This is a genomic window from Kiloniella majae (assembly GCF_002118315.1).
GTDB classification, from domain to species: domain Bacteria; phylum Pseudomonadota; class Alphaproteobacteria; order Kiloniellales; family Kiloniellaceae; genus Kiloniella; species Kiloniella majae.
The window spans coordinates 73158-99327 of record NZ_MTSZ01000001.1; the positions used below are offsets into that span (position 1 = coordinate 73158).

A 26170-nucleotide genomic window follows, 5' to 3' on the forward strand; every position below is an offset into this window, starting at 1 on the left:
AGTTTAATTAAGTTTTTCAACGGCCCGGATAAAACCAGCCTGATCAAGATCACCTAGCCCACCATCGACCATTCCCTGCCACAAGGTCAACGCGGTTTCCAGCCCCGAGAGATGAAGGTCATAATGCTCTGACAACTCCACAGCCTGCACTACATCCTTGAGCTGGACAGTCGCCCTTGCCCCCGGTTCAAAGTCGCGTTCAATCATACGCTGGCCGTGCAATTCAAGGATACGGCTATCTGCAAAACCACCTAACAGAGCATTGCGAACCTTGGCTGGATCGGCACCTGCCCTTGATGCCAAGGTCAAAGCTTCGGCAACGGCATCTATTGTCATCGCGACGATCATCTGATTAGCCGTCTTGGCAATCTGACCAGCACCAAGAGGTCCAACATGATTTATATTCTGACCAAGAACGTTGAAAAGTGGCAGAGCACGATGAAAATCATCATCTGCGCCACCAACCATAATTGAGAGAGCTCCCTGCTCCGCCCCGATGGCTCCGCCACTTACTGGTGCATCCAGATATTTAGCTTCTGCTTTTTCGATCTTTCCAGCAAGGATACGCGTATTCATGACCTGGGTCGTCCCCATATCAATCACCAGGGTACCGGGATCTATCGCCAATAACAGGCCTTGATCGCTACAAATTACCTGCTCAACAGCGTCTGTATCAGTTACGCAAATGATAATAAATCCGCCATCGATTTTTTGCGCAAGTTCCGCGGGTGTTTGGCAATAGACTAGACCTCGCGCTTCATGCTCAGATGCTTTTTCACGTGTTCTGGAATGGATAAAGACCTCTGCCCCATCATCATGCAAACGCTTGGCAAAGTGCCAGCCCATTTTTCCGAGACCGACAACGCCCACCTTGATACCGGAAAGAGAAAGAGATTCAGAAGACCCAGTCATACACAAAACAATCTAACAGCTGTTTATTCCTAAACATTCTGAAAGGCTTATCCAACAAGGTCAAAATAAATTAGCTTGCTCATTAACTCACGCGCGCAAGGCGATCTTCACGAGGGGTTGATCCAAAATATCCCCTGTACGCACGCGAGAAGTATGAAAAAGATGTAAAGCCACAGGCAATAGCAACCTCACTCACGGGTAAGGCCGTTTGCCGCAGGAGTGCGCGGGCTCTCTTTAATCTCAAACGTTTGTAATATCGCTTGGGGCTGCAACCGAGATGGCGGGCAAAAAGACGTTCAATCTGACGCTTGGAGCTGCCGATTTCTTTCGCTATTTCTTCTGCCGTCAACAAGACTTCCAAATTCTCTTCCATTATGCGGACCGCTTCGGCCAACTTACCCGAGAGCTTCTGTAAAGTAAGATTGCGTTGACGCAAAGGAATAGAAGCCCCGCCCCTGACTTCATAGTTAAAGGCCTCAGCAACTTGCCCCGCAACATCTGTCCCACATTGGTGCTCAATAATATTAAGGATCAAGTCCAGACAAGCAGCTTTCCCGGTGCAGGTAATGCGTTTTCTATCCCAGGAAAAGAGCGCGTCCTGTAACTCAACAGAAGGATATAGTTCCTTGAAACTGTCGTGATATGCCCAGGGAACAGCACATTGATAGCCGTTCAACAAGCCCGCACTTGCAAGTTCATAACAAGCCCCACCAACAGCACCGACATAAACACTCTGTCGATCAAGACGTTTTAGCCAATTTACAAAATAGTCGGATTTGCCCGTCCGGACACCCCATTCACCAAATACAAGGGCGAGATCAATAGATTCATCATCGCCCACAGCCATATCCGGTTGCAAGATAAAGCCATCTTCGAGATCAATTGCCTGCCCATCCATTGTTGCAATACGCCAATGAAAAGCAGCATAACCAGCAACAGCATTTGCTGTTTTTAAAGCCTGAATAGTCAGGCTGGTATCCAACGAAGCTGTACCAGGAAGAACAACAAAGACCACCCGCTGTAAATCTCTCCGCGGTGCTTTTCTCTTTATCTGTGGTTCTGCACTATACACTTTCAAATGCATCAATGCCTCCCTTTCCTGACAGCCGTCTCCCTCTGTTTTTGGGTTCTCAGCTTTTGGCTTTTTCACTATCTAAAAAAATTATGCAGCATCCTGCGTTTTTCGCCAAACAAACATATAAAGAAATCTTTATGCAGTCAACAAAATAAAGAATTCTTTATATGTTACGTTTTATTACTTTTAATACTTAAATATCAAATAGATATAGGCAATATACAATCTAATTTTTAAAGTTAAGCAGAGAAAAATAGATTTATAAGCGACTCATTTTCACTTATTTGCGCCCACACTTTACTCTTATAAGTATGCCCAGGAACTGAAGGTTGCTGCCTGTCCCTTCTTATGCGCATCCAAATTATCACTCCCGACAACCGGTGGTACAGTCCAGATTATTGCCTTCTGGATTAAGAATCTCTTCCCTGAACTGGATATTCTAATTCCTGTATAGTTATCAAAATAGCCTTTCTCTTTGGCTTGATCCAACATAGCAGCGCGATCATCACGAAATTCAGGCTCTGCTGTTTTACGTGAAGGTGTCTTTGTAAAATCTTTCCAAGCCATTTCCCATAGATTAAGGGCTGTTAAATTCCCGTAATTGAGAACAGGGTCATCACCACCATTGTGCGACACCACAACAAATGGTGCTTCGAATAATTGCAGCCCCAAGCTCTTATCTTTTTCGGCTTTGATTAAATCTTTTCCCGTAACAATCTTAAAGCTGCCTACTAGTCTTTTGGCATGCTGCTCTTGGAATTCACTGATTCTTGTCACCTTGAATATTTTCCTTTGATTTAAATTTTAAAGAATAATTCTATTAAAATTTCTCTCCAAATAGTTGTGAAAACAACAGAAACCAAATTAATCCTTGCTTAAAATCATAATATTTCAAATAATATATGCATACGATTATTATCTTATTTTTCAAATGGGCCACCAGCTGACAAGAGAATGCCGTACATGGTGTTACTCAAAACTTTAATATGCCCAAATCCCGATAATACTTGACTTTTCTCTAAATTCGTAGATAAAGCTACTATGGTTTTAAAAGTCCCGGCCTCCTCTGCCTGCCCTACACTGGTCACTAAAGAAGATTCCCGGCCTTGCCGAACCCTTTACCAACGGCTGATTTTGGCTGTCACACAAGATAAGTAATTAGGAGTCTCTTTAAATGGCGACTGGCGTAGTAAAATGGTTTAACTCCACTAAAGGTTTTGGCTTTATCGAGCCTGATGCTGGTGGGGATGATGCTTTTGTTCATATTTCTGCTGTAGAACGTGCAGGCCTACAAGGTTTGAACGAAGGCCAACGTGTTGAGTTCGAACTAGAACGCGGCCGTAACGGCAAAATGGCTGTCTCATCAATCGCGGTTGCTGAGTAAGTCATTTTACAATCATTAATTTGATTGTTATGCAAAAGATTAAAGGGTACCGACTAGGTACCCTTTTTTCATGCCTGATTTTTAAATACTGCCGTATAAACTAAGTCCACTAAACAAATCAGACCAAATAGAATCGGGCAGTTACATCTTTACGATAACGCTGAACGCCCAGATTGTTTTTGGACCATTCAGATTCTTACCTCCCCAAAAACATTTTAGTATAAAAGTCTTAGGATTCGCGTTATTCCCAGACGTTTGGCACCTTCATATGTATAAGGGCTGGCTTGCCACTATTCCTTGCCTGCTCAAATGCTTCTGGAAACTGATCTGCATTATCTACAGTAGCACCAAACCCACCATAAGCGCGTGCAAGAGCTGCAAAATCCGGGTTGTTCAAGCGAGTTGAAATAACGCGGTTCGGGTATTCTCGTTCCTGATGCATTCGAATCGTTCCAAAACATCCATTATCAACCACGATAATGATGACATTGGCACCATACTGAACCGCAGTTGCAATTTCCTGCCCATTCATCATAAAGCAACCATCCCCCGCCAACGTCACGACAACTCTGTCGGGCTCTGCTATCTTGGCACCGATACCCGCCGGAACGCCATATCCCATCGCACCGGAAGTCGGTGCCAACTGGCTTGGATAGGAAGAAAACTGATAAAATCGCTGCCCCCAGATGGTATAGTTCCCCGCGCCATTGGTAATAATCGCATCATCCGGTAAATTTTCCCTCAGATAGCTGCTGATTTTGTGCATTGGAAAGTCTTTGATGCCAGCTTCCTCTGCAATAAAAGCCTCATAATCAGCACGAGCCTCGGCAAGCATTGCCTTCCAAACAGGCGCGTCAACAGGTTCAAGGCCTAACGCTGCTTTGGTAAAAGCAGTCAAATCGCTCAAGATCGCCAATTCTGCATTAAAAACACGGTTAAGTTCCTCTGCACCGGGCAAAACATGCACAAGCTTTTGTTTGGTATTCGGGCTATCCAACAAGCTGTATCCACTGGTTGTCATTTCCCCCAAACGCGGACCGACAACAATCAGAAGATCACTATCTTTTACCCGTGCAGCAAGCTTTGGGTTGGGCGCAATACCAACTTCGCCGATATATTGAGCGTGATGGTTGTCAAAAGCATCCTGCCTGCGGAAAGCACAGGCAACAGGTAGATGATTTTTTTCGGCAAAGGACGTTATATTTTGGCTGGCTTCTTTTGACCAACCACCACCACCAATGAGTAACAAAGGTTTTTGCGCCTCCCCCAACAACGATCTGAAATCATCCATACCTTCGGGTCTAGGTGCGGAGGCTACCTTTTTATAGGCCGGAGTATCTGCAACTGTTGCCATTTCAGTCAACATATCTTCGGGCAACGCCAACACCACAGGCCCCGGTCGCCCGGACATGGCAGTATGGAAAGCGCGATTAAGATATTCAGGGATACGATCAGCCGTTTCAATCTGAGCTACCCATTTCGCCATTTCGCCGAACATGCGACGATAATCAATTTCCTGAAAAGCTTCCCGATCTTCCTGATCTCGTGCGACTTGACCAATAAACAAAATCATCGGCGTGGAATCCTGATAGGCGGTATGAACACCTATAGAGGCATTGGTTGCCCCCGGCCCTCGTGTCACAAAACAGATCCCCGGTGTCCCTTTCAACTTTCCATAGGCTTCGGCCATATAGGCTGCGCCACCTTCTTGCCGACAGGTCACAACATTGATGTCTTTGGTTAAATCATACAGACCATCCAGAACAGCCAGATAGCTCTCGCCCGGCACACAAAAAACCGTATCCACACCGTGTGCTTGCAGGCCCTGAGCCAGAATTTCTCCGCCTGAACGTTCCTTTAGATTTACCATCAATTTTTCCTGTCCAACTTTTTGATTTTATTTTGCTAATTCGCTTTTAATCTTCTTAATTATGCAATGGCCCCGATGCTTCGCAGCTTTTCAATATCACTCTTTTCCGTGCCAAGAATATCACTGAGCACTTCGTCTGTGTGCTGCCCCAACATTGGCGGAGAAAGTTCAGCACCAGACTTGGCTTGCCCATATTTGATAGGCGTAGAAACCAATTTCTGCTGGGCACCATCCGGATGCGTATATTCCTTGAGAATGCCGCGTTGCTGCATATGTGGGTCAGCAAAAACCTGTGAAAGATCATTAATGGGTCCACAGGGCACTTTCACTGTTTCAAGGGATGAAATCCAATACTCTGTTGGCTTGTCCTTCAATATTCTTTGAACAAAAGGAACAAGCTGCTCTCTGTTTTCAACTCTTGCTGAGTTTGTTTTGTACTTTGGATCGTTAGCAAGCTCTAAGCACCCCGCAACACCACAAAAAGCTTCGAACTGACGGTCATTACCAACAGCCAAAATCATGTAGCCGTCTGAGGTTTCAAAAACTTCATAGGGCGAAATATTGGGATGAGCATTCCCTCTGCGATGCGGCACCTTTCCAGAAACCAGATAGTTCGTAGCCTGATTGGCCAACATCGCCGCCTGACAATCCATCAAGGCAATATCAATATGATCGCCTCGGCCTGTTCGTTCCCGCTTGAATAGTGCGGCAAGAATACCCGTAACCCCATACATCCCACTGAACAGATCAACAACAGCAACACCGACTTTCATCGGTTGCCGGTCAGCCTCACCAGTGATGCTCATCAAGCCGCCCATGCCCTGTATCATCAGGTCATAGCCCGCCTTGTCCGCATAGGGACCTTCCTGACCAAAACCCGTAATAGAACAGTAAATGAGTTTGGGGTTTATCTTTGACAGACTTAGATAATCAAGGCCGAACTTTTTAAGACCGCCGACCTTAAAATTTTCAATAACGATATCGCAATGAAGAGCAAGATCCTGAAGGATTTTCTGTCCCTCTGGCTTTGTCATATCCACAGCCAGAGATCGTTTCCCCCGATTGGCAGACATATAATAAGCAGACTCTTGCGTATTTTCGCCCGCCGAAGTCTTTACAAAAGGAGGCCCCCAGGCACGGGTATCATCCCCGCAACCTGGACGCTCTACCTTGATCACATCACATCCCAAATCAGCCAATGTCTGACCAACCCAGGGACCGGCTAGTACACGTGACAGATCAAGAACCCTAATCCCCTCCAATGGCATATCCTCATGGGGTACGTCATTATGGGGCATATCATCTTTCTGACTATCAGAAGGCTTTGTCACCGCTATGAATCCCGTGTCTTACATAAAGGTCCGATTTTACATAAAAGCCTGTAAGCCAGTTTGTGCCCGTCCAAGAATTAGCGCGTGCACATCATGGGTTCCTTCGTAAGTATTTACGGCCTCCAAATTCATCACGTGCCGGATGACATGAAACTCATCAGACACCCCGTTACCGCCATGCATATCGCGAGCTGTTCTGGCAATTTCCAATGACTTGCCACAGGAATTGCGTTTGATCATGGAAATAAGTTCTGGTGCGATCTTGCCATCGTCAAACAACTGACCTGCACGCACACAGCCCTGTAAACCCAAAGAAATTTCGGTTTGCATATCGGCAAGTTTTTTCTGTACCAACTGGGTCTGCGCCAAAGGGCGACCAAACTGTTTCCGATCCAGCGTATATTGACGCGCCGCATGCCAACAAAATTCAGCGGCACCCAATGCTCCCCATGCAATGCCGTAACGCGCACGGTTAAGACACCCAAAAGGCCCTTTAAGACCCGTAACTTCCGGGAACATATTTTCTTCAGGAACAAACACATTATCCATAACGATCTCACCCGTTACAGACGCACGCAGACTAAACTTGCCTTCGATCTTTGGTGTGGAAAGACCTTCCGTGCCTCGTTCCAGAACGAAACCACGGATGATGCCTTCGTCATTTTTGGCCCAGACCACCATGACATCGGAAATCGGTGAGTTCGTGATCCACATCTTCGCGCCAGACAGCTCGTAACCGCCCTCAACTTTGCGCGCACGGGTTTTCATGCCGCCGGGATCAGACCCTGCATCCGGTTCCGTCAAACCGAAACAACCGACATATTCACCCGTCGCCAGCTTTGGCAGATACTTTTGCTTCTGTTCTTCTGATCCATAAGCATAGATCGGGTGCATCACCAAAGAAGATTGAACCGACATGGCAGAACGATAGCCACTGTCCACCCGTTCAATTTCGCGGGCAATCAGACCATAACTGGTATAGCTGACACCTGCACAACCGTAACCGTCAATCGTCGCGCCCAAAAAGCCAAGTTCGCCCATTTCACTCATAATGTCGCGATCAAAGTTCTCGTGACGGTTTGCTTCCAGAATACGCGGCATCAGCTTGTCTTGAGCGTAATCCCGTGCGCTATCCCTGACCATGCGCTCTTCTTCATTCAACTGAACGTCTAACAGGAACGGATCTTCCCAATCGAATTTTCCAAGTTTAGCAGATGCAGACATGTTCTTCTTTCCGAGCTATTCGCGGCACATGAAGTGCCTTAAGATTTATGGAGCCAGTTATTTGATCATTGATTACCCCACAGAGTTTAATCAACAAGCAATGCCCCATTTTTTAGTAGATGCTGTTCAATCTAAGTTTATTGTCCCTTGTGATAAGATTAAAGGCCAACGATTATTTTTCCAAACATCATTCATTAAACTCATGACTATTACATCAAATAGCTGTACTGTCGCATGAATAATTCTTTGTCAGATATCTGAGCTTTATAACGTGATATACCGATACGTCCCTTCCCTGACCGCCCTGCGCACTTTCGAATCTTCCGCAAGGCACATGAGCTTTACGAAAGCTGCCGAAGAATTGAATGTGACGCAAAGCGCCGTCAGTCGGCAAATCAGACAATTGGAAGATGAGCTGGGCATTCGACTTTTTGAACGCGTCCGGCAAAGACTAGTCCTCACCGAAGCTGGCGCAAGCTATGTTCAGGAGGTAAGAAAAGGCCTCGACCAACTTAAATCAGCAACCCTTAACCTGTTGGCTTATCAGGGTGTTGGCGGTGAGCTATTACTGGCGTGTTTGCCGACCTTCGGTAGTCGATGGCTCATCCCGCGTTTGGGACGTTTTACGTCGCAACATCCCGAAATCAATGTGAACCTCGTCACACGGATCGAAGCTTTTAATTTTGAGAGTGAAGACATTGATGCCGCCATCTATTTTGGGGATAGTAACTGGCCCGGAACAATATCTGATAAACTCATGGGCGAAGAGATGATCCCGGTCTGTAGCCCTTCTCTGTTGGAAGATGTGGGCTCTATAGAAACACCCGGTGACCTCAGCCATCATACCTTGCTACAGCTTCGTTCCAGACCCTATGCCTGGCAAGAATGGCTCAAGGGCAAGGAAACACAGGATATCAATCCCGCTGCAGGCCCCAAGTTCGAACAGTTCCACATGATTATCAATGCGGCTCTCACAGGCCTTGGCGTCGCCCTGTTACCTGCATTCCTGATCAAAGAAGAACTGAGCAAAGGCCTTCTGACCCAGCTTTTTGATGACAGTATCCGTGGTAAGAATGCTTACTACCTCGTCTATCCCGAAAACAAGCGCGGCCTGCCACGCCTGCAAACTTTCCGCCGATGGCTGTTACGGGAAGCCGCCCGGCACGAAAAGAAATAAGCTTTTGCTCCCTAGACAAGAAACTCTAGGAATAACCAGATATACAAAGGCATAGGAACAAGCACCCAGATCAGGCTGATGGTCAGGGCTTTGATCAGTAACTTATCTACTTCTAAAGGCATTTTTCTCTCCTTTTTTCAGTGTTTTCGTCAGTGGGCCACCAGTGCTTAAAGAGGTCATTACTGACCATAAGCAATTGATACTATTATGTTGCCAATCCATACACGTACACGACGGTTCCCGCATACACAGTCGTCAACCCAACAACGATGGCCCACTTGGCATTGGCAATAAAAAATCGGACCAGCGGATCTTTTCTGGGAAAGGCCGCCTTCTCCCCTTCTTTGACAAAACCAGCTATCAACAGGATATAATTCACAAACCAAAAGGCTGTAAAAAGCTCGGCTGCTAAAACAACATATGCCATAAGCTTCTCCTTTAATGTGTCTTTATTCTTTAAACATGTATTTTATATACATGTTATATAATTAAACTCAACAGCAGATATTCGTATTGGTCAAAATGCCGCAGTCGTGACCTCTATTTATTGGATATATCGAACTGAATTTATAATTCTGAATTCGCTTTGAGAGCGAACAATTGTTCACTCTGCCAATTAAGGCTTAACTGATCGTACAAATAGGTGTTAATACTGGAGCGAAGAAGATTCAAAGGCATAAGCTATAATAGAAACTGAACTTTCGAACTATTTGTTTTAGTTCATTATCGAGACATTATTTCTATGAAAATTAAACAGCACGAAGATATTAAAGACATTTTTTCTATCTTTCATGATGGAGTTATATCAGCTTCATCACTTCATGATGAGAGCATTATATTGGACATAGAAATACAATATCTATCTGAAAGGATTAACCCGGAATATACAGGTTTCAAAGTTTCTCTCTATGGCTTTTGTGATGTCGAATTCTCTACTTGGCCAAGTGATTTAAAGTCGGATCCTGAAAAAATTACAGACATAAAGTCGATCTTCAAACCGGAGCTAGAAATATTAAGGGCAAACATCAAAAACAATAAAATCGAAGTGGTTTGCAACCAACATTCTCATGAATATGATTACTGCGGTGGAGTATTATTGTTTACCCTTAATTCGGCTGAGGTCCAAGATGCCTCAGGCAAATTTTATTCGATTGAGGATTTAGACACATTATGTACAAATTATTGGAATAAGTAGGCAAAGTAAGAAAAATTAATGCCCCTCCTCGCCTCCTTTTAAAAAGCTAATTGCACGCCATGAAATACCTTTATGATATGCACGCCTTCTCTGCCCAAAATCATGCGCAGAGCTATTGGCGGGATACAGCGCCAAAGTTAGCGGATTTTCCCAGCCTATCAGATGATACCAAATGTGAAGTGGCTGTTATCGGCAGTGGGTACACAGGCATGATGGCGGCCTATCGCTTGGCAACGAAGTATCAGATTGATGTGAAGATCTTTGAGGCCGCGCAGCCCGGTTGGGGGGCTTCGGGGCGTAATGGTGGCTTTTGTTGTATGGGGTCGACGAAGCTCAGTTATCAGCAGATGATCCGGCGGTACGGGCTAGAGGCGACACAAGATTTCTTTGCGGCGCAAAAGCAATCTGTTGCCTTTGTGAAGTCTTTTCTGGAAACCCATAACATTGATGCAGATGTTACGGGTAATGGAGAGATTGAGCTGGCCCATAAGACTAACCGCATGGTTGATCTTCGACAGGAACAAGACTTTCTGGCTCAAACCTTTGGTCACAAAACGCACCTTTTATCCCCGGATCAACTAAACGAAATGGGCTTGGCCGGTGATTTTCATGGCGGTCTTCATAATCCCACCGGATTTGGTCTTCACCCGCTAAAGTATGCCAGAGGGTTAGCCCGTCTTTTACGCGATACAGGTATTGAAATTTTTGGCAACAGCCCTGTGACCAAGTGGGAAAAGCATATTGATGGTCATCATCTTCATACGCCCCAAGGCATTGTAAAAGCCAATCACGTTATCATGGCTACAAATGGCTATACGGCAGAAAACTTATCGACCAATGCATCCGGAAAATTACTCCCGGCCCTTTCATCCATTTTGGTAACCCGTCCATTAAGTCAACAGGAACAGCAGGATCAAGGCTGGAGCAACACAACAACGGTCTATGACAGCCGTATTTTGCTTCATTATTTCCGTTTACTACCTGATGGACGCTTTCTCTTTGGCGGGCGCGGCGGAACGGATAGCTCAGCCAAAGGAGAAAAGTTAGCAGAAAAAAGAGTTAGGGAAGATTTTAAAAAGCTTTTTCCTGCATGGTCTCATGTTGAGCACACACATTTTTGGCAAGGGTTTATTTGCCTCGCCAATGATCTTGTTCCCTATATTGGCCCAATCAATAAAGACAAGACCGCTTGGACTTCACTTGCGTATCACGGTAATGGTGTGGCCATGTCAGGTTGGGCGGGAAGTGCTTTGGCAGATGAAATTGCGGGTGACAGAACCCAGAGCAAGCTACCAACCGTCTTTACCAAACGTTTCAATAAATTCCCTTTGCCTGCGCTACGTTTGCAATATTTAAAAGCAGCCTATGCCTTCTATCAAATCAAAGATGAATGGCTTTAAAGATCATCCCTAAAGAACAAGAAACAAGTAGCAATAATGACCTATCCTGATACCTATTACAGTCGGACAGCGGTTGAACATGCAACCTATCCCCCTCTCACACAAAATCTGGAAACAGATGTCTGCATCATCGGTGGCGGTCTGGCGGGGCTAAGCTGTGCACTGGAACTTCTTAACAAGGGAAAGTCCGTAACAATCCTAGAGGCGAACCGGGTAGCATGGGGCGCATCAGGGCGCAATGGCGGCTTTGTTTCATCGGGCTTTGCAGGCGGTCAGGCCATTGTGGAAAAACGGCTGGGCATTGATAAGGCGCGCGACGTTTTTGCCTTGTCATTGGAAGGCGTGAATATGGTTCGAGATAATATCGCCGACCTAAAGCTGGAAGAGGTTAACCCAAGCCCCGGTATGTTGTCCGTCATACGCTATAACGATCCGGATGGCATGAAACAACACTGCGATTATATGGCAAAACAGTATGACTATCCGCTGGATTATTTATCTCAAGACGACCTGCAGGAAAAATTCAAGACCACGCGTTACTACCAAGGCAACTTTGACAAGGGTGCATTTCATTTCCAACCACTAAATTATTGTCTCGGCCTCGCAAGGGAAATCACAAACAAAGGTGGTCTTATCTTTGAAAACAGTGAAGCCATTGAAATGAAACTCGATGGTCCAACAAAAGAAATTCACACGGCAAATGGTCATATAAAAACAAAAGACGTTGTTCTCTGCGGTGGTGGCTATTCCGGAGGTGTTTTTGATCGCCTCAGACGTGCGTTACTTCCAATCGCAACTTATGTTGTTGTCACCGAAAAACTTGGAACCCGCGTTCATGATCTGGTGAAGACCAGTGCTGCGATCCTAGATGATCGCCAGGCATCGGACTATTACCGCATCATAGACGAAGACCGTTTGCTTTGGGGCGGCCGGATCACAACCAGAACAAGCCAGCCCAAGCGCCTCGCCCAACTGTTGAAACAAGATATTACAAACGTCTATCCGGAATTGGCAGACGTGAAAATTGATATGGCCTGGACGGGTTTGATGGCCTATGCCCGCCACAAGATGCCTTACATTGGTGAATTAAAGTCCGGCGTCTGGTCCTGTACCGCTTTTGGCGGGCACGGTATGAACACAGCCCCTATTGGGGGACGTCTTGTTGCCGAGGGTATAGCCCAAACATCTGACCGCCATAAGCTTTTCAAAGCGTTTGATCTGGAATGGAACGGCGGGATATTTGGTCCTCTGGCCGCACAGAGTGTTTATTGGGGCATGAGAATATCAGACCGATGGCGTGAGGCTACGTCACGTTAATCCAGATTTAAGTCGCGATTAAAGTTTCAACCCCGGCTTCCTCAAGGGCATCCTGAAGTTCTTGAGGTGGTTCTCTATCGGTTACCAGAAGATCCATATCACCCAAATTGGAAATATGGACAATCCCTTTGCGCTCGAACTTTGTGTGATCAACGGCAACGATTACACGTTCAGAACGCTCCATGACAGCCTGACAAAATTCTTTTTCGCTGAGCCGGAAATCCATCAAGCCAGCGGGACTAACTGCACCAATAGCAAACACAGCTGTCTTGACCTGAAATGTCTTGATAAATTCAATTGCCGTAGGTCCCACAGAGGCTGCATCGTCTGTACGCAACAAACCACCCGCCATATACACTTCGTTGCCTTCGCCACTCACCAGTGTGCGGGAAATTTCTGCAGAGTTTGTCAGAATAACCAAATCGCTGTGATCGCATAACGCTCTCGCAACATAGTTGGTGGTCGATCCCGGATGTAAAAATACTGTTTCACCATCTTCGATCATGCGGGAAACCGCGGTGGCAATCTTGACTTTCGCGTCCATATTTTCCTGCATACGCATATGGAACGGCGGCTCTTTGATGTCATCCGGCATGGTTACCTTGCCGTGAGTTTTAATGACAAGCCCCTTCGCAACCATAGGCTTGATATCACGTCTTATTGTTTCTTCCGAAACCGAAAGAGACGTCGCAATTTCAGATATGGCACAGGTGCCCTTTAAACGAATTGCGCGTAAAATTTCTTGCTGGCGAGACGAAGCAGACATGATGACCCCAAAAGATAAATTCACTACCTTTATGCCGCTCGAACAACTTCATTTCAAGAAATAAGCTTAAATAACCACAAAAATCCCAATTTTTTGTGTTTTCAATTGCAAAGACTATTCCATTTAGATCTTTCTTACAGGGGCAAATTTCCCTTACTCGGTTTTTTCTGGTTTTGGCTTTTCTGGCTTAGGTTCCTCTGTTGATGGTTCCTCTGCCTCTTCTGATTTTATATTCTCTTCTTTTGGCATCTGATCTATTGCCTTCGAAAGACCAGAGACCTGTTTGATATACACATCCTGTTGCGGGAAGGGTATTTCAATATCTGCTTCCTGAAAGGCCTTGCGAATAGAAAATCTCAGGTCACTGGCAATACTCATTTTATTTTCAATATCTTTCAGGAAACACCTGAGCTCAAAATCCAACGAGCTGGCGCCAAAATCCATGAAAAGTACGTAAGGTTCTGGACGGGACAGAACACCGGGATGCTCCGTCGCAATCCTGGTCAAAATCTCTCTCACCTTCTCTTCATCAGCGTCATATGAAACACCGATACGCACTTCCAGTCGGCCAAGTTTACTTTTATGGGTCCAATTCTTCATTGTCCCGGAAATAAGATCAGAGTTCGGGATAATGACGGATGCACGATCAAAGGTTTCTATTTCAGTTGCCCGGACTTTGATTTTTTTGACGTGCCCTTCTTCATTTCCGACAACAACCCAATCCCCTTGTTTGATGGGGCGTTCAAATATCAAAATCAAGCCTGAGACAAAGTTGTTTACAATAGACTGCAAACCAAAACCAATACCGACAGAAAGCGCACCCGCGACAATCGCAATATTGGATAGATCAAGCCCCGCCGCAGAAACCCCGATTAATACGGCGAGGCCAAGACCTGCATAACCAACAGATGCTTTAATGGCATTGCGCACCCCTGAATCAAGTTTTGTCTTAGGCAAAAGACGTTCATCAAGAACATTCGCAAAAACCTTTGTAAGCGCGAGCATGCCAATAAAGAGCATGCCGGCAACAGCTATATCAATCAGAGATATCCTGACTTCACCCAGTTTAAACCCGGTCAATGCGGCCTGGATAATGCCAAAGAGGCGCTGCCCACTCATGCCCCAAATCAACAGGGTTCCAATAATGCCGAATACGATCAGAGCACAGCCAACGCACAGCACAATCCAGAAGCCAAGCCGATCCGCCCCGTCATCGTCCAGTGACAGAATATTTCTGAGACTGCGACCGATATCCGCCTTGCCCGACAGTTCATAATGCGCAACCTCATGTACAATCACGTGTATCAAGAGCAACAGCAGAAAAAGTTCCAACGTCGCAACAAGGTTGAAAACCGCAAAATGTGCCATGGGAATAAAGCCGATAAAGGCCGCAGCGATCATTATGGACATAAAAGCAACAATCGTCTTCCGAAACCTCGACCATAGCATTGAGACGCGGCTAATTTCCTCGGGCACTTCACCTGCGAGCTTCCATAAACTTTTCCTGTGCAAAAGGATCACAAGAATTGCCATGGTTGTTGCCGTAAAAAAGCTTCCCAAAAGATGTTGGCTGGCAGAGGCGTGCACGATTTCATTCACAACCCGGATCAACAAATCAACAGAAAAGGTGAAGGCAATAATAATCGCAATAATACGCACCTGTTGAGCCGCAGGGATCGCCATGGCAAGAACACGCCAGGAAGAACGCGCAGGAAAGAGCGTTGCTTTTGTTATTGCTTCTGCAATGGTAATGAAAAGCAGGCCAAGAATAATGGCTTCGACCATTTTTTCTATCTCAGGATCCAGGATATCACCCCAGACCAAAGTGCCAGCAACCAAGATCAAGAGTGTTACAGGTATTAAGGCCCGCTTTAATGCGTTCAAAGATGCCGCCAAAACCCTTTTGTGATAATCAGGGCGCACAATGTCTGCTTGCACCCCATAGCGCCGCCTCATAACGCGTAATATCAACGAGGAAACAAAGGCAGCCGCAAGAACAATGATCCATAAGGGAATCACTTCTTCCCACTCAACCTTCGCCCCCGCTGTATTCAGGGCAAGCTCAAGCTGGATAAAAAAGATTTCCCAGTCTGTCCCGCTTAATTCAAAAGCCTCGCCCCATAATGAACGGGAAATAGGAACAGGTCCCCTGCTAAACACTTCATCAACAAATCGCTGCCGTTCGATCTTGTTAAATCTTCCGACAAGCTCATCCACACGCGGAGCAATCAATTCAGCCTGTTTTATCTGACTGCTGACAACCGACAGTTCAGTTTCAAGGTTCTGCCGGATCATAACGATCTGCTCGGTCTCGGGCGTTTGATTTTGCTCCGGAACGGGTCCAAGACCTTTTAATTGTTTTGTCAGCTGGCTTTGGATCGGCTGTAGCTGAGAAATAAAGTCTCTTGATTGTATGCGAACCTGATCCAGATCGTCACGAATGCTTTCAAAATCACTTTGAGTAAGGTCACCACGTTCTAAATCTTGCGTTTTTTCATAGAGTGCCAACTCCCACGTAGAGAGCGCCTCATCAAACTTTTGGCGCAACTCATCATTGGCAACAACTGATGACGCGACAGCAAGAGAGAAAAAACAGATGCAAAAAAGTGACAATGCCTTTTGAAACATTGTGGTTATTATTTTCATAAAATTCAATTCTCAAATTCGGGTCTTAAATTCAGGCAAACTATTTGAACGAAACTATATCATATCTATAATTAGGAAAGATATCTTACCCACATATTACAATATAGACAAAACCAAGAACAATAAGTCCACTATCCATTACCACTAAATACCAATTATCCACCAAAAGGCACATGTAAAAAACAAGATCAACCATAAGTAAAATCGATTCAATAGCTTGAATTCCTAGAAAAACCTTGGAGTTGCATTTTGTCTTTTATTTGACCAATTTTTGTAGTTATAGTTTCATATGAAGGCTATAAATGGTTCAAATGAACCCGGCACAACGGGTCTAATTTATTCTTTCGATGCTTTACCCACAGGGAGTTATCTCTATGTTAAAACGTACTCTTACGGCCATTGGCGCATTTTCGTGCCTGGCAACAATCAGCGTGGCAAATGCTGCGACTGAAGTTCAATGGTGGCACGCTATGGGCGGTCGCCTAGGCGAAGTTGTTGACGAAATTGCCGTTAAATACAACGCAAGCCAAAGTGAATATAAACTCGTACCAACTTACAAAGGTGGTTACGAAGACACAATGACTGCTGGTATTGCAGCATTCCGCGCCAAGCAGCAGCCTCATATTCTTCAGATTTTTGATGCCGGTGCAGCAACAATCATCAATGCCAAAGGCGCGACAGTTGCTGTTGCTGACCTGATGGCAGAGCACGGTGCAGGCTTTAACAAAGAAGATTACCTCGCAGGTGTGCGTAACTTCTATGCTGATTCCGATGGCAAAATGATCGGCATGCCGTTCAATTCTTCCACACCTTTGTTGTATTACAACAAAGAAGCTTTCAAAAAAGCTGGCATCGCAAACCCACCCAAAACCTGGGAAGAGTTTGAAGCAATCGCTCCCAAGCTAAAAGAAGCTGGATACATTGCCCTCGCACAAAGTCACAGCCCATGGATTTTTACTGAAAACTTCCATAGCCGTCACAACCTTCAGATGGCAACAGCGAACAACGGCTATGACAGTACAGATGTAAAAATCATGTACAACAACCCAGAACTGAAAATGCACTGGGGCAAAGTAAAAGAATGGTTGGACAAAGGTTGGTACGGTTATTATGGCCGCGCATGGGGTGACAACCAGGATGCGTTCATCCAGCAGAAAACAGCTATGTGGCTCGGTTCATCAGGATCTTTTGGTGGCCTGACAAAGAGTGCTGAATTTGAGTTCGGCGGTTCTTTCCTCCCATACTGGAAGTCAATCGTGGATGAGCCTAAAGGTACTTTCATCGGTGGTGCAGCCCTTTTCGCAATGTCTGGTCATGACGACGAAGAATACAAAGGTGTTGCAGACTTCATGAAGTTCCTGACCAGCCCGGAAATGCAATATTTCTGGCACAAAGAAACTGGTTATGTTCCGATCACCAATGCTGCTTATGATCTTGCAAAGAATGATGGTTACTACAAAACAACACCAGACGCTGAAATCGGTATTCTTCAGCTGAACCAGCCTGGTGGTGACTGGACAAAAGGCTATCGCCTTGGTTACTACGTTCAGATCCGTGAAGTTCTCTACAAACACTATGATGATATTTTCGCTGGAAAATCATCTGTTGACGATGCTTTCGCTAAAATCGAAGAAGAAAGCAACGATCTGCTAGAGCGCTTTAACGCGACTTATAACTAAGACCTGATGATGAGCGGCGATCTAACTGATCGTCGCTCATCGTTTTTACGATGTTTATTATCGACGAATATGGAGCGCGCTTTCTGCTATGAAACGAGTTCAATTTAGCCACAGCCCGATACCCTATCTGTTTATCGCTCCACAAATTATTATCATTTGTATATTTTTTCTGTGGCCCGCTGCTCAGGCCATATACCAATCATTTTTACTGGAAGATGCCTTTGGCCTTTCTTCACAGTTTGTCTGGTTCAAAAACTATAAAGATACAATCCTGACGGACGCATGGCTTCAATCCGCAGGCTTTACACTTGTTTTTTCTTTTCTGGTGACCTTCCTCTCCCTCGCCCTTGCCATGTTATTGGCAGTAAAGGCAAACGAGGTCATACAGGGTGCCCGTACATATAAAACCATGTTGATGTGGGCCTATGCGATCGCCCCGCCTGTTGCTGGTTTGATGGGTAACCTGATGTTTAACCCGCTGATTGGTGATCTCTACTATTTCCTGAACGCCATGGGATGGGACTTTAACCATAAACTTGATTCATTTGATGCCGGTTTTGTTGTTGTACTCATCGCCGTTTGGAAACAGGTCAGCGTAAACTTTATTTTCTTCCTGTCCGGTCTTCAGGGTATACCTAAATCAGTTATTGAAGCTGCAACAATCGACTGTAAAAGTAATTTGCGCCGTTTCTGGACCATGACGTTCCCTCTTCTGGCGCCGACAACCTTCTTTCTTGTCGTTATCAACATCACCTACGCTTTCTTTGAAACCTTCGGTATCATCGATACTACAACAGGTGGCGCACCGGGCGGATCAACCAGTACACTTGTTTACAAAGTTTTCACGGACGGCTTCCGAGGAAACGATCTCGGTGGGTCTTCAGCCCAATCTGTTGTTCTGATGCTTATGGTTCTGGCACTGACTGTCATCCAGTTCCGTTTCATTGAACGCAAAGTTCATTACTAGGAGGGATCAGAATGTTGAAGCTCAGTTGGCATGCGATCTCGGGACACTTGATCCTTATTCTTGGAGCAATTTTTATGACAGCGCCCGTTTGGGTTGCTTTTATGTCATCAACCCATTCCGCGGAAACACTATTCAGAGAAGGCCTTCAGGCATGGCCAGGCGGCCACTTTTTCGAAAATTACAATGAAGTATTATTTGTCGAAGGTGGCGTAATGAAACGCGTCACTGCCAGCATGATGCTCTGGAATAGTTTGTTATTAGGAATTGGTTTTGCCATTGGTAAGGTTGTCATCTCCACATTAGCAGCCTACGCGATTGTTTATTTCAGATTTAGACTCGCTGCGCCTTTGTTCTGGATCATATTCATGACCCTTCTCTTGCCCCTAGAGGTCAGAATTATTCCTTCTTACGAAGTGGTCGCGGGCATGGGGTTACTGGATACTCACACAGGATTGATTCTGCCGCTTATTGCCTCTGCAACCGGAACATTTTATTTCCGTCAATTTTATAAATCAGTCCCTGAAGAACTTCTGGAAGCAGCGCGTCTGGATGGTGCAAATGCCTGGCAGTTCTTTATTGATATTCTGGTTCCTATTTCCAAAACAATGATCGCTGCAATCCTGATCATCATGTTTGTTGTTGGTTGGAACCAGTATCTGTGGCCACTGATCATGACAACGAATGAAGACAATTACACCTTGGTCATCGGCATCAAGCAGATTTATCAAGTATTGTCAGAGGGGGGAGAACTCCCTCAATTCCAAAAAGCATATGCCCTGACCATTCTGGCTACCCTGCCCCCTGTGCTTGTGGTGCTGGTATTCCAGAGCTGGTTTGTTAAAGGTTTGGTAGAAAGTGAAAAATAATGGCCGAAGTTAAGCTCACCAATGTTAATAAAGTGTACTCAAACGGTGCCCACGCCGTCAGAGGCGTTAACATGGAAATTGCCGACGGTGAATTTATCGTATTCGTTGGCCCAAGTGGTTGTGGTAAATCTACACTGTTACGCATGGTCGCAGGACTGGAGACGGTTACAGAAGGTGATCTCTATATTGATGAAAATCGCATCAATGATGTCTCCCCGGCTGAACGTAACGTGGCTATGGTTTTCCAGAACTATGCCCTTTACCCACATATGACTGTTCGCGGGAATATGTCTTACGGTTTGAAAAACCGTGGTGATTCCAAAGAAGAAATCGAACAGAAAGTTATTGCTGCGGCAAAGACACTGCATATTGAAGACTTTTTGGACAGACAACCTAACCAGCTTTCAGGTGGACAGAGACAGCGTGTTGCGATGGGCCGCGCGATTGTCAGAAATCCGAAGGTATTCTTGTTTGACGAGCCTTTAAGTAACCTTGATGCAAAGCTTCGTGTACAGATGCGCATCGAGATTAAAAAGCTTCAACGCAAAATGGGTGTCACCAGTATCTACGTTACCCACGACCAGACAGAAGCCATGACATTGGCTGATCGTCTCGCCGTTATTAACAATGGTCAGATAGAGCAAATGGGTAAACCTATTGAGCTGTATAAAGATCCTAAAACGCTCTTTGTTGCCAGCTTTATTGGCTCCCCCCAGGTAAACCTGATTTCTGTAAGGTACGATGGCAAGTTCCTAAAATCCGGCTCCTTGGAGATCGATGGATTTGAAGGTTTACCAATCGCAGAAGAACTTGTTTTGGGGCTGCGTCCTGAACATCTTCGCATTGATGACCAAGGTAAACTGGCAATGAAAATTGACCTTGTTGAACAACATGGTGCTGATAACCTTGTGTATGGTTCCCTTGAAGGAGCCAAAAACGAGGATGGCGATGATCTCGAACTATGTTTGCGCCTCAATCAGGGCCAAGAGCCTTCCATTGGTGAGACAATCAATCTTAGCTACGATCACAGCAACGCGCTTGTTTTCAGCAAAGAAACAGGTAAACGTTTGATCTAACCTCTTCTTACTGGTCGGAAAATATTGGCCGAATAAAACGGACATCATCTGGATATGCGTCTGAGCGAGAGACAAAACCAAATACTGGAATGGACCAGCCGGGAAGATGCCTTGAGCATTGAAGACCTGTCCAACCATTTTCAGTTGAGTACTCAAACCATTCGCAAGGATATTAACGCACTCTGCGAAACCGGATTGCTCAGACGTGTGCATGGTGGTGTCTGTTTGCCTTCGGCGATCGAAAATCTGTCTTTCAATACCAGACAGGTTATGAACGCAAAGAACAAAGATGAAATAGCGCAAGCTGTTGCGGACCAGATACCGGATGGCTCAACAATTTTTCTGGGTATCGGAACAACCGTTGGTTCTGTCGCCAATGCCTTGTTGAAGTTTCAGAATTTACGTGTTCTGACTAACAACCTCAAAGCAGCGGCTATTCTTTGTAATAATGAGAATATTGATACTCATGTCTCAGGTGGACGCTTGAGACAAAGTGACCACGATTTGGTCGGCGTTGAAACCATCCGCTTCTTTTCCTCTTTCAAGGCAGATTACGCCATCGTCGGGACAGGCGGATTGGACCCAGCTTATGGCATGATGGATTTCAAACCTGACGAGGCCTATGTCACCCAATCCATTTTGGAAAACAGCCGTAAAAAAATTCTTGTCGCGGACAATACAAAGTGGAACAGACCAGCAAACGTAAAGGTCGCATCCTTCAAGGATCTCGATCTGATGGTGACTGATCTACTACCCGACGATAATGTTCGTGTGCAGCTGGAACTTTCCAAACTAAAAATAAAAGAGTGTAGTGCCTAAACCTTCTACATCAGCGGGATTGAATCTTTCCCAAGGTGCTTCACCCATACTTCCTTGATCACACCGCTCTCAAGTAATTGCAGAAATTTGGCATTAAATGCTTCAATCATCCCGTGTCCCCGTGGGTGTTTTTTTGAAATAATGAGATGTTCGGTTGAAATGTTTAGAGGGATCTCCGCTTCAGAAATCATATTGACAGCTTCGCCTTTCCACAGTCGACGTGCAGTCGCCCAGGCAACGGAGGAACTCAAGACGACAAAATCAGCGCGTCCAGAGGCCAGCCGCTCTAGACAGCCATCAACGCTTTCAGCGTTGAAACGATTGATCTGTCCCGTTTCAATCAAGTCAACAAGTTCAACTTCTGTCTTATACCCCAGAGGCTCACAGTTCGTAAGACCAATTAAATCCTCGGGCTTTGTATAAGGTTTTGCCTGTCCACGCCTTTGAAAAATACTCAATTTTATTTTATGTACAGGGTGTGAAAAATAAAATTTCTCTGCCCGCTCATTGGTGTGTGCATAGGGAAAGGTCGCATCACTTTTCAGGCTATCGACCCGCTTAAGGGCTCGGTTCCATGGATAAAACCCGAGCGATGGCTGATAGCCTATTTCTGAAAAGACCAGAGAGACAATTTCTGTTATCACACCGCCATTTAACGAGTCCGGGCTTGCATAGGGCGCATAGTCCAAACCCGTCACTAACTTCACCTCTTTTGACCAGGTTGTTATAGCCCATGTAAGACTATGAAATAGCACAACAAAGAAGATCAATAACTTCATCAAGCGCCTAACAAAAGATTATCTCGTGTTTAAGAATAGCGATAAGAAGTAAAATTATACTAAATGAACCTATCATAAAAAAAGCCCTGCCAAATATGACAAAGCTTTCAATACAAGATTTATATAGAATTAAGCCTCAACAAGCCCAACACGGCGCCCATCAGGATCATTAAAAAGACCGATTGTCGGACCACCGGGAATATCCATTGCCTCTAAAACAATGCTTCCACCTTTTTCAACGGCCAGTTTTAATGTGTCCTCAACAGAGGGCACTTCAACATAAAAAGTCAGATGACCACCTGTATCAGCCATATCTTCACCAATACCACCGTTAATACCCTTATCATCACTTTCAGTATCAACCATGCCGTAGTTCATAGGGTTATCAGCATCAATATCCCATCCAAAGAGATCGCCGTAAAAAGCCTGTGCCTTCTCTGCGTCTTCAGAAATAATTTCAAAATGTACGACGGGGCATCCCATTTATTTTTCCTTCTTATATTTTATAGCTGTTTCGTATTACATAATGCCAAATTAGTCAGCTTTATTCCTTGCCAAGAACATCATCCAGACAGTCGTAAGAACTTTCCCATCCCTGACGGTGTTGGTTACACTGCTCCGCATCTGCAAAGATCCTTTGGGAAAATTCCATCAAGGTTTTCTCGCCCTCGTCATGCAATAGTATTGTCACCTCTGTCTCGTGCCCTCGAATACCGTCATCTCCGATCCAGGCCCAGGTAAAGGCCAGCTTGTAAGGGTCTTCAACTTCCTTATAAACACCTCCTACCCGATTAGAGGAACAATCACCCCCTGTATTTTCCAACGTTGTTTGCCACTGACCGCCAACACGCAAATCGATTTCACAGTGACTGCAATCACATCCCTTTGGGCCCCACCAGGTTTTAAATATCTCTGGCTGGGTCAGCGCTTTAAAAACAATGTTTCTGGGCGCAGCAAAGCGTCGCGTAATTTCCAACGCCAAATCAGAAGAACCTGTATCTGAAAGATATTCTGGACTTTTATGTTCCGCCATTTACTTCGCGCCCTCTTCGGAATGATCCTTACCCACCATCGCCTTCAACGTATCGTCAAGCTGTGCAAAGCTGTCTTCCCAGAAGTGGCTGTAATGTTCCAGCCACTCAGAAGCACCTTTCAAAGGCTTTTCCTGCAAAATACAGCGACGTAACTGGCCGTCTTTCTCTTTACGGATAAGCCCGGATCGTTCGAGTATCTTGAGATGCTTTGTGATAGCTGGCGCAGACATTTCAAACGGCATAGCCAGCTCGCCCACTGTTGCCTCCCCCCTCGACAGCCTCAACAAAATGGCTCGTCGCGTAGAGTCAGACAATGCAAAGAATGTATCGCTTAAATTATCCATACCTTAACCGAAAAGAAAATTAACCCATTAGTTAAATAATATATTTCCAAACTCACGTCAAACAAATCACAATATTCACTCGGAAATTACATCTGAAATTTTGTTGCCTGCGGCATACTATTGAGAAGCTCGACAACAGCTGTAAGAGACTGTTGCAAAAGAGCATCGTCAATATTCGTGAGATTGATGCGTACGCCTGATGGTGCAGAAACCGGATCAACTGCGAAAAGACTTGAAGGTGAAACCCTGACCCCTCGTAACCCGAGAGTTTCAGCAAACTCTTCGGCTTTCCAGGTATCCTTCAAAGGGATCCAGAGATGAGACGTCGCGTCATTATAGCTATAGGGAATATCTTCAAGGCAAGCAGCCGCCTGCCTGAGCAAGTTAGCTGTTATCGCATTGCGCTGTACCTCCAACTCACTCGCTGTGCCATCTTTGATCCAATGGCATGCGACTTCAGCCATTAGCGGTGGAGCCATCCAACTGGTCGTTTGACTTGCCGCCAAAAACTGAGACAACAGTCCCTGCGGCGGCATTAGCGTTCCAACCCGCAGTCCCGGCGAAATGGTTTTCGACAAACTACTGATATAGACGGTACGTTCAGGATTAGATGCTGCAATTGGCTTGAAGTTCGATTTTGGGCTTCGCGGATTGACGTCATCTTCAATAACAAAGAAACCGTATTGATCCGCCATCTTTGCTATTTCGGTAATCCTCGCTTCAGACATCGTTGCCGTGGTTGGATTATGAGCAAAGGGCATACAATAAAGAGCTTTGACAGAATTTCTGAGGCAAGCTTGCTCAACAGATTGGGGAACCAAACCACCTTCGTCCAGCGCAACAGGAACCAGATTAATGCCAAAGAAACGTGCATAGTTTTTGATACCTGGATAGGAAAGCTCTTCAACCAACACAGTATCACCGGGTGATGTCAACGCCCCCAAAGCTGCGGTTAGTGCCTGCTGTGCTCCGCCAGTAATAATTAAGCGCTCGGGATTAGCATTGAACCCTCGACCACCGAGCCATTCACATAAAACTTCACGGTGTCGCAATAGCCCCTGGCTTTGGCCATACTCGAGCATACCATCAAGGTTACTATCCTTGCCAATCTCAATCAGTGAACGTCGTAATTGCGCTTCCAGATTAATAAAGGGCGGCGTGTTTCGACTAAGGTCAACAGCGCCTGTTTCATCTAATGCATCCTGCTTATGCTGCTCATGCTCCCTATGGGCGCGAACAAAACTCCCCCGGCCCGTTTGCTTGACAAGCAAGCCTCGCTGTTCCGCAAGGTCATAGGCGCGTAAGACAGTCCCCACAGTAACACCGAGTTCATCAGCAAGCTCTCGCATTGGGGGAAGTTTTTCCCCTTCAACAAGGCGTCCCTGCTCGATATCAAGCGCCAGACAATCCGTTATTGCGCGATAGACCGATAGTTTAGGATCAAGATTTTGTGGCATCCACATTGTTACCCCAACAATGTTTTTATTGACTAGAACAATAATAAGAACATTATTCTACAGAATACTACAACAATTTATATTGTTACCATAACAATATGAGGAAAAAATGACTGTTCTAAGCATCAACCTAAACAAAATTGCCCTGTTGCGTAACCAGCGTGACATTGACTACCCCAGTGTTACCGGTATGGCGAAAGTTGCCTTGGCCGCAGGTGCAGGCGGTATCACAGTCCATCCAAGACCGGACCAACGACATACCCGCAAATCTGATGTTTACGACCTGTCCAAGATGCTGCGCGAAGAATATGGTGCGCACATAGAATTCAATATAGAAGGTAATCCGACCGAAGAATTCATGGAACTTGTCGCCGATACCAAACCAGAGCAAGTCACACTGGTGCCAGACGATCCGGACCAAAATACATCTGATCATGGCTGGGATATCCACAATAACAAAGACAGACTAAAAGAGATCGTCGATCGTCTTCATGCACAAAATGCACGCGTATCCGTTTTTATCGATCATGATCCTGATGTTGCCCTTGCTGCGGCAGAGATAGGTGCTGACCGTGTCGAGCTTTATACCGGCCCTTACTACGAATGTTTCTTTCGGGATGATCGGGAACAGGTACTTTCCAAATACAAAAACACAGCGATTGCTGCCCGTGATTCAGGCCTCGGCGTTAATGCTGGTCATGACCTAAATCTCGATAATCTCGCTCATTTTTTACAAGCCATTCCCTGGACAGACGAAGTGTCTATCGGCCATGCACTCACCGCAGATGCCCTGATCTACGGAATGGATGGCGCGATCAAGGCTTATCTGGCTGAGATCGAAAAGAAATGATG

25 protein-coding genes are annotated in these 26170 nt (G+C 45.5%); 11 read left to right on the plus strand and 14 right to left on the minus strand.

Annotated elements, in window-relative coordinates; translation table 11 throughout:
• Window positions 1–3 precede the first annotated feature (3 nt).
• From BKB51_RS00330 to BKB51_RS00340, 3 genes are all read right to left on the minus strand, one after another.
• Window positions 4–912 carry an NAD(P)-dependent oxidoreductase gene (locus tag BKB51_RS00330; RefSeq protein ID WP_085899117.1) on the minus strand — a complete coding sequence of 303 codons (909 nt, stop codon included), beginning with the start codon at window positions 910–912 and terminating at the stop codon, window positions 4–6.
• 82 nt (window positions 913–994) lie between these two features.
• Entirely contained in the window at window positions 995–1996 is a 1002-nt protein-coding gene (locus tag BKB51_RS00335; RefSeq protein ID WP_085899118.1) for a GlxA family transcriptional regulator, read from the minus strand.
• 294 nt (window positions 1997–2290) lie between these two features.
• Complete coding sequence (locus tag BKB51_RS00340) at window positions 2291–2764, minus strand: MEKHLA domain-containing protein (protein WP_198946580.1); 474 nt, start codon at window positions 2762–2764, stop codon at window positions 2291–2293.
• A gap of 397 nt (window positions 2765–3161) precedes the next feature.
• On the opposite strand from BKB51_RS00340, the gene BKB51_RS00345 reads away from it, so the two are divergent.
• The gene (locus tag BKB51_RS00345; protein WP_047765275.1) at window positions 3162–3371 is read left to right on the plus strand and encodes a cold-shock protein; all 210 of its coding nucleotides are present in this window, start codon (window positions 3162–3164) and stop codon (window positions 3369–3371) included.
• 241 nt (window positions 3372–3612) lie between these two features.
• On the opposite strand, the gene BKB51_RS00350 is transcribed toward BKB51_RS00345, so the two are convergent.
• The 3 genes from BKB51_RS00350 to BKB51_RS00360 form a co-directional block, all read right to left on the minus strand.
• Window positions 3613–5241 carry a thiamine pyrophosphate-binding protein gene (locus BKB51_RS00350; RefSeq protein WP_085899120.1) on the minus strand — a complete coding sequence of 543 codons (1629 nt, stop codon included), beginning with the start codon at window positions 5239–5241 and terminating at the stop codon, window positions 3613–3615.
• Between the two features lie 59 nt (window positions 5242–5300).
• Window positions 5301–6509, minus strand: coding sequence for a CaiB/BaiF CoA transferase family protein (locus tag BKB51_RS00355; RefSeq protein WP_085900150.1), 1209 nt, complete (start codon window positions 6507–6509; stop codon window positions 5301–5303).
• A 99-nt stretch (window positions 6510–6608) separates the two neighbouring features.
• The gene (locus tag BKB51_RS00360; protein ID WP_085899121.1) at window positions 6609–7796 is read right to left on the minus strand and encodes an acyl-CoA dehydrogenase; all 1188 of its coding nucleotides are present in this window, start codon (window positions 7794–7796) and stop codon (window positions 6609–6611) included.
• A 271-nt stretch (window positions 7797–8067) separates the two neighbouring features.
• Here BKB51_RS00360 and gcvA point away from each other — a divergent pair, with 271 nt between their 5' ends.
• Window positions 8068–8973 (plus strand): transcriptional regulator GcvA, encoded by a 906-nt coding sequence (gcvA, locus tag BKB51_RS00370; RefSeq protein ID WP_276327903.1) that lies wholly within the window; start codon window positions 8068–8070, stop codon window positions 8971–8973.
• Window positions 8974–9178: 205 nt separating this feature from the next.
• On the opposite strand, the gene BKB51_RS00375 is transcribed toward gcvA, so the two are convergent.
• A complete protein-coding gene (locus BKB51_RS00375; protein WP_085899123.1) occupies window positions 9179–9400 on the minus strand; it encodes a hypothetical protein in 222 nt (73 codons plus the stop codon).
• 315 nt (window positions 9401–9715) lie between these two features.
• Here BKB51_RS00375 and BKB51_RS00380 point away from each other — a divergent pair, with 315 nt between their 5' ends.
• The 3 genes from BKB51_RS00380 to BKB51_RS00390 are packed head-to-tail and all read left to right on the plus strand — an operon-like array spanning window position 9716 to window position 12885.
• Window positions 9716–10168 carry a hypothetical protein gene (locus BKB51_RS00380; RefSeq protein WP_085899124.1) on the plus strand — a complete coding sequence of 151 codons (453 nt, stop codon included), beginning with the start codon at window positions 9716–9718 and terminating at the stop codon, window positions 10166–10168.
• Between the two features lie 59 nt (window positions 10169–10227).
• Complete coding sequence (locus BKB51_RS00385; protein WP_085899125.1) at window positions 10228–11568, plus strand: NAD(P)/FAD-dependent oxidoreductase; 1341 nt, start codon at window positions 10228–10230, stop codon at window positions 11566–11568.
• 36 nt (window positions 11569–11604) lie between these two features.
• Entirely contained in the window at window positions 11605–12885 is a 1281-nt protein-coding gene (locus BKB51_RS00390) for an NAD(P)/FAD-dependent oxidoreductase (RefSeq protein WP_085899126.1), read from the plus strand.
• 7 nt (window positions 12886–12892) lie between these two features.
• Here the strand turns inward: BKB51_RS00390 and BKB51_RS00395 are convergent, their stop codons facing one another.
• Together BKB51_RS00395 and BKB51_RS00400 are read right to left on the minus strand one after the other, a co-directional pair.
• Complete coding sequence (locus BKB51_RS00395; protein WP_085899127.1) at window positions 12893–13651, minus strand: DeoR/GlpR family DNA-binding transcription regulator; 759 nt, start codon at window positions 13649–13651, stop codon at window positions 12893–12895.
• Window positions 13652–13804: 153 nt separating this feature from the next.
• Window positions 13805–16297 carry a DUF3772 domain-containing protein gene (locus tag BKB51_RS00400; RefSeq protein ID WP_085899128.1) on the minus strand — a complete coding sequence of 831 codons (2493 nt, stop codon included), beginning with the start codon at window positions 16295–16297 and terminating at the stop codon, window positions 13805–13807.
• A gap of 374 nt (window positions 16298–16671) precedes the next feature.
• Here BKB51_RS00400 and BKB51_RS00405 point away from each other — a divergent pair, with 374 nt between their 5' ends.
• The 5 genes from BKB51_RS00405 (at window position 16672) to BKB51_RS00425 (ending at window position 21704) form a co-directional block, all read left to right on the plus strand.
• Entirely contained in the window at window positions 16672–17976 is a 1305-nt protein-coding gene (locus BKB51_RS00405; RefSeq protein WP_085899129.1) for an extracellular solute-binding protein, read from the plus strand.
• Between the two features lie 88 nt (window positions 17977–18064).
• The gene (locus BKB51_RS00410) at window positions 18065–18943 is read left to right on the plus strand and encodes an ABC transporter permease subunit (protein ID WP_085899130.1); all 879 of its coding nucleotides are present in this window, start codon (window positions 18065–18067) and stop codon (window positions 18941–18943) included.
• An 11-nt stretch (window positions 18944–18954) separates the two neighbouring features.
• Window positions 18955–19809, plus strand: a complete 855-nt coding sequence (locus BKB51_RS00415) for an ABC transporter permease subunit (protein ID WP_085899131.1) — start codon at window positions 18955–18957, stop codon at window positions 19807–19809.
• A complete protein-coding gene (gene ugpC / locus BKB51_RS00420) occupies window positions 19809–20885 on the plus strand; it encodes a sn-glycerol-3-phosphate ABC transporter ATP-binding protein UgpC (RefSeq protein ID WP_085899132.1) in 1077 nt (358 codons plus the stop codon). Before BKB51_RS00415 ends, ugpC begins: the two co-directional genes overlap by 1 nt.
• Before the next feature lie 54 nt (window positions 20886–20939).
• Complete coding sequence (locus BKB51_RS00425; protein WP_085899133.1) at window positions 20940–21704, plus strand: DeoR/GlpR family DNA-binding transcription regulator; 765 nt, start codon at window positions 20940–20942, stop codon at window positions 21702–21704.
• Window positions 21705–21709: 5 nt separating this feature from the next.
• On the opposite strand, the gene BKB51_RS00430 is transcribed toward BKB51_RS00425, so the two are convergent.
• The 5 genes from BKB51_RS00430 to BKB51_RS00450 all read right to left on the minus strand — a co-directional run bounded on the left by BKB51_RS00430 (window position 21710) and on the right by BKB51_RS00450 (window position 25318).
• Entirely contained in the window at window positions 21710–22483 is a 774-nt protein-coding gene (locus tag BKB51_RS00430) for a substrate-binding periplasmic protein (RefSeq protein WP_085899134.1), read from the minus strand.
• A gap of 129 nt (window positions 22484–22612) precedes the next feature.
• On the minus strand, window positions 22613–22966 hold the full coding sequence (locus BKB51_RS00435) for a VOC family protein (RefSeq protein ID WP_085899135.1): 354 nt from the start codon (window positions 22964–22966) through the stop codon (window positions 22613–22615).
• A gap of 61 nt (window positions 22967–23027) precedes the next feature.
• Window positions 23028–23516, minus strand: a complete 489-nt coding sequence (locus BKB51_RS00440; protein ID WP_085899136.1) for an SRPBCC family protein — start codon at window positions 23514–23516, stop codon at window positions 23028–23030.
• Window positions 23517–23861 (minus strand): ArsR/SmtB family transcription factor, encoded by a 345-nt coding sequence (locus tag BKB51_RS00445; protein ID WP_085899137.1) that lies wholly within the window; start codon window positions 23859–23861, stop codon window positions 23517–23519.
• An 86-nt stretch (window positions 23862–23947) separates the two neighbouring features.
• Entirely contained in the window at window positions 23948–25318 is a 1371-nt protein-coding gene (locus tag BKB51_RS00450; protein ID WP_158090098.1) for an aminotransferase-like domain-containing protein, read from the minus strand.
• A 109-nt stretch (window positions 25319–25427) separates the two neighbouring features.
• On the opposite strand from BKB51_RS00450, the gene BKB51_RS00455 reads away from it, so the two are divergent.
• Window positions 25428–26168, plus strand: coding sequence for a pyridoxine 5'-phosphate synthase (locus BKB51_RS00455; RefSeq protein ID WP_085899139.1), 741 nt, complete (start codon window positions 25428–25430; stop codon window positions 26166–26168).
• Window positions 26169–26170 lie beyond the last annotated feature (2 nt).